Below are 4,662 nucleotides of genomic sequence, written 5' to 3'. Positions count from 1 at the left end.
ATGAATGCTGCATCGCCGTTCCCCGGCAATCAACACGGACTGGCTAAAATGGAGCGGTAATATGCGAAGCTATTTAGTTTTACAGACTGTGAAATTAACAAGGTAGGAATCGGATAAACGGTTGAGGTAGGATAATAATATTGGATTCTGGTGCTTAGAAAGCGCCCGAAAGGGTAAAAGTAGTTAAATTAGCCCCCCGCCGTAAGGCGAGAAAGTGAAAATTAGACAAAACAGTGAAAATAATAAACGCTTTTACATGTTGCACAATTCACAGGTTAGGTTCGGAAATCAGAGTGTAAAAACAACAGGTAAAAGTACTTTTATTGATTTGATAAAATAAGTAACGGGGAGAGTATCAGGTATTTAATGTTAGTGGTTGCACTCGTCTGTGTTGCACAATTTTATTTTAGGCTTACTGGCCTGTTGTTTTTAAAACCAAAACACCATTTTTTCGGGATGAATCCCCTCGTTGACAGGGCAAGCCTGTTCAGCTACTGATTTTTTCAACCTTCTGCCTATAGTTTGACCTTTTCCCTTTTTAATTGTATTTCATGTTTTTAACAACTAAGAGGGAAAATAATTATGAATACAGATGATAAAAACGGAAAGCCAAGAACAGAAAAAACAATTAAGCAAAAAATTGCATCAGCGCAGATGCGTTTGAATCGTCTCAAGAGCAAAGAGAAATCTTTATCCAAGAGCGCTGAAACACGCTTGAAGATCATCCTTGGTGCTGAAGTGGCGAAAGCTGTAAACAGCAATGCTTCAGATATAGATAAGGCGTTAGTCCTTGGTTATTTATTAGATATCTCAAGGTTAAGTACTGAAGATAAAGATAAATATCGAAGTAATGGTCTATTGTTTTTATCAAAGCTTAAATTTCGAAATCCCTGAATTATTATATGCTTATCTTCATATAAAATCATTGCGTAGAAAAAGAGAAGCTTTCATTATTAATTAAGCATTACAGTTATTTTTAAGCACCATGTTTATAAAAATTCAGTCCTTAAATGCACGAATAGATCAATTTTATTTAAAAATTCTTGTCGCCTTTTTTCAAATCGCAAAAGTAATATGGCAAGATGTCAATATAAATGATAGGTATTTACCCAATCCTTATATCTTTTAATTAAAGTTATATGGACTTGACATAAGACATTTTAATTTTTTAGATTAAATGATTACCATTACATAATGTTTCGATTGAAATCTCATCAAAATAGCTGTATACTTAAACAGTAATGCGTGAGGACATCTCACGCTAGTATTTCGATTTATCACTTTGTAGAGAAATATATGAATAGTTCTGTTAAAAACATCATTAACAAAAATAGATTAACGGATAGCATGCCCTCTATGAATGATTATGCAGAGCTACCATACTCAGCGAATACAGCATCGAGATTATCTGTTGGAAAAGGTGTTAAGGTTCTTAGTTTTTTTACTGGTGCAGGCGGGCTAGATCTTGGTTTTGATTTTGCTGGTTTTGACGTCGTTTATGCAACTGATATTGAGGAAGACTGCTGTAAATCACTTGAAATGAATAAAGGTTGTTTGATCTCTAAAAAAACTTTAATTCAGAAGAAAGATATTAGGGAATTGAACCCTAAAACCCTACCCAAAGACGTTGACCTAATAATCGGCGGTCCCCCGTGTCAGTCTTTTTCTGCTTCAGGTAGGAGAGCAGGTGGTGCTGCTGGACGATTAGATGATCGTGGCACCTTGTTTGAAACATATTGTAGAATAGTTGAGCACGTTCAACCAAAAGCATTTCTTTTTGAGAATGTAAGAGGTATTTTAGGCACTAATAAGGGTGAGGATTGGAAAATTATCGTCAATTCTTTTAGAGAGTTAGGTTATAAAATTAACTACAGAATTCTAGATGCTCTTGACTATGGTGCTCCTCAACAAAGAGAGAGGATGATTATGGTCGGTCATAAAATGGATGGCGATTTTTTGTTCCCATTCCCGCTTTTTGGGCCTGACTCTATTGAACAAAAACCGCATTTGACACCTAAAGGTGTTTTTTCCAGCATACAAAATGATGACGAAAATAAAGCCTCACTTGAATTGACATCGGGAAAGTATTCTCATCTTTTACCATTAGTTCCTCCCGGTGAAAATTATCTATATTTCACTGAAAAAAGGGGCTATCCAGAGCCTATCTTTGCCTATCGCTCAAGATTCTCTGATTTCCTATATAAAGCTTCACCTAATACTCCTATTAAGACCCTAATTGCAAGCCCGGGGAAATATACTGGTCCCTTCCATTGGGAAAATAGAAGATTCACTATCCGTGAGTATATGCGTCTGCAAGGTTTTCCTGATGCATACAAATTCTTTGGAACTCGCGAGTCTGTAATAAAACAAATTGGTAACTCTGTAAGCCCAAAACTTAGTTTTCAATTGGCGTTAAGTATCGCCAATCAAATATTTAAAAAAAATGTTCACATCAACTTAATGCCTAATGACTATACGCTTAGTTTTGATAAGCGTAAAGGAAAAAAAGCAGCACAAACAAAGATAATGCATAACTTAGTTCTCGTAAATAAGAACAACGCAGTACCAAGGTTTAAAGAACTTGATTATTCTTGCCATATTTCTCCTTATATGGTTCCTGCACATTATAACAACGTCAAAGTCAGCACGATTGGCAATATTGTTAACATTTCTGTAAAAGCTGATAATTCTCGAAAGATATTCGCAAAAGTTACAATAGCTATTTATAAAGATGAAATAGCTAAAGTTGATGATAAAAGTGATTACGAAGTATTAATTAATGTGGTCTGCTATGGTGTTTCAGATCATTCGATGCAGACAATGTGGAATGCTATTGACGATTGGGTTATCAAATCCAGCAAATACCATTCTCTGTTCGAGCTTTATGGGCATTTCACAGAGCCTCATCCAATATTTAAAATTATTGACTTCGACTTACGAGCAAAAAATCCTGTGGGGCGATTTGCCAAATATATTTCTAGTTTTGATAATTGTTCGAAACATATTTCTAGAGAACATTTAACAAAGCTTTTTAGCGCTGAGTTTGGTGAAAAAAGTTTTCTTGCACTTGTAAAAAAATTGAGATCTTATCGTTTCGATATTCGTTGCAAAGAAACAAATATAGCTATGCCTAAAGATGTATATATGGTTTCATATCCTTTTACGCTCCCATTTAACAAACAAATGAACTTTACGGTCAAGGAAGAGGATTTTAGTAATGAATAAAAAACTCAATGAAGTTTCTGACGTCCTTTCCAGTCAGATTACTGGAGCCTTAGATAGAGCATTAAATAATGCCCTAACTCTCTTCAATGATGATTCGGAGCCAAATCCTAATATATCACTAACTCTAAAAAACTCCTTGATTGAGTTATCAAGATTATCTCAGAAAGCGTCAACTGGATTTACTAACATAGTAACTTGCCTTTCTATCAAAGCAGCAAGAAACAATGTCGATATTCGTTATCATCAAGTTCAAATTCAGAATCAGACAGATCGTCCTGCCGGATTTAATTTCAGAGGTGTGAGTGAGAAAGTAGTTTATCCATGGCTAACTACTAATACTTTTGAAGGGGCAAAATCAGGTTGGCAAACAAGAACATTTGAAAGACCAAAACCATACATGATGGATTATGATGAAAATATTGGTGACATTAAGATCCCATTTTTAAGTGTCTTTGATGAAATAGAATGTAATAATCAATCTGCTGATGAAGCGTTATCTTACCTTATTTATTTACAAGTAAAATTACGAGAATCTAAAAAAATCGTATTATCAATCCCAAGAACGGAAGACATATTATTAATTGTTTCATTGTTCAAAAAACACTTTTTCTATAAGTATAAGGCATCTAAAGGAGCATCAAGATTACCTGTGTTAGCACTTTATGCTATATATGAAGTACTTGTAGAACAAATGACAAGATATAAAGGTATGGAACTTAAACCTCTTGAAGAGCATTCTGCTGCTGATTCACAAACGGGTGCAGTTGGTGATATAGAGATTATTAATACCTCAACTAAAGAAGTTTTTGAAGCGATTGAGGTCAAACATGACATACAAATAGATGAAGTTATTATACAAGATGTTGTGAAAAAGGTTAGAGATAAACATTTAGATCGATATTACGTTTTAACGACAAGTAATAAATGTGACCCAGATGAACTAATCAACAAAAAAATAACCACAATTAAGCAACTTTATAACTGCCAAGTTATTGCAAACGGTGTTATGCCATCAATAAAATATTATCTTCGCTTAATTACCGATCCAACTTTAGTCTTACCTAAATATGTTGATTTGCTAGAAAAAGATAAAGCTATCAAGCATGAACATCGTGAAGTTTGGAATAAGATAACAACGACTGAAAGTATATAAATAAATTTGGCAGGTAGATGTCATTCTCCTGCCATCTATTAATAAATAATCTTACTTTTCACATGAAGATGACATAAATGCAATTGTAGAATAAAATTTAGTTAGTTATTAGTGGGATATATATATTCCCCGATGAGGGTGGAGCCTTAAATGAAAAAGGGCCTTTCGGCCCTTTACACAATAATTTATTTCTTTTTGCCTATTTTTGAGACTGTAATTTAAATTGTGTAATTGTCTGTTTTTGATATGTTCACTCCAACAACGGAGACAGGCAAACGATGGAC

General features: G+C 34.2%; 3 protein-coding genes. All 3 read left to right on the top strand.

The features are described from left to right. Positions 1-582 precede the first annotated feature (582 nt). The gene (locus NC856_RS17540) at positions 583-894 is read left to right on the top strand and encodes a conjugal transfer protein TraD (RefSeq protein WP_264091687.1); all 312 of its coding nucleotides are present in this window, start codon (positions 583-585) and stop codon (positions 892-894) included. A gap of 402 nt (positions 895-1,296) precedes the next feature. Continuing rightward, positions 1,297-3,225 (top strand): DNA cytosine methyltransferase, encoded by a 1,929-nt coding sequence (locus NC856_RS17535; RefSeq protein WP_264091686.1) that lies wholly within the window; start codon positions 1,297-1,299, stop codon positions 3,223-3,225. Then, positions 3,218-4,378, top strand: a complete 1,161-nt coding sequence (locus NC856_RS17530; protein WP_159083013.1) for a hypothetical protein — start codon at positions 3,218-3,220, stop codon at positions 4,376-4,378. The genes NC856_RS17535 and NC856_RS17530 overlap by 8 nt, the downstream gene beginning before the upstream one ends. The last annotated feature ends 284 nt before the right edge of the window (positions 4,379-4,662 follow it).

The organism is Brenneria izbisi, assembly GCF_025840185.1.
GTDB classification, from domain to species: Bacteria; Pseudomonadota; Gammaproteobacteria; order Enterobacterales; family Enterobacteriaceae; genus Brenneria; species Brenneria izbisi.
Note: the sequence above shows the minus strand (reverse complement) of the source record. Positions and strands in the feature narration are given on the sequence as shown.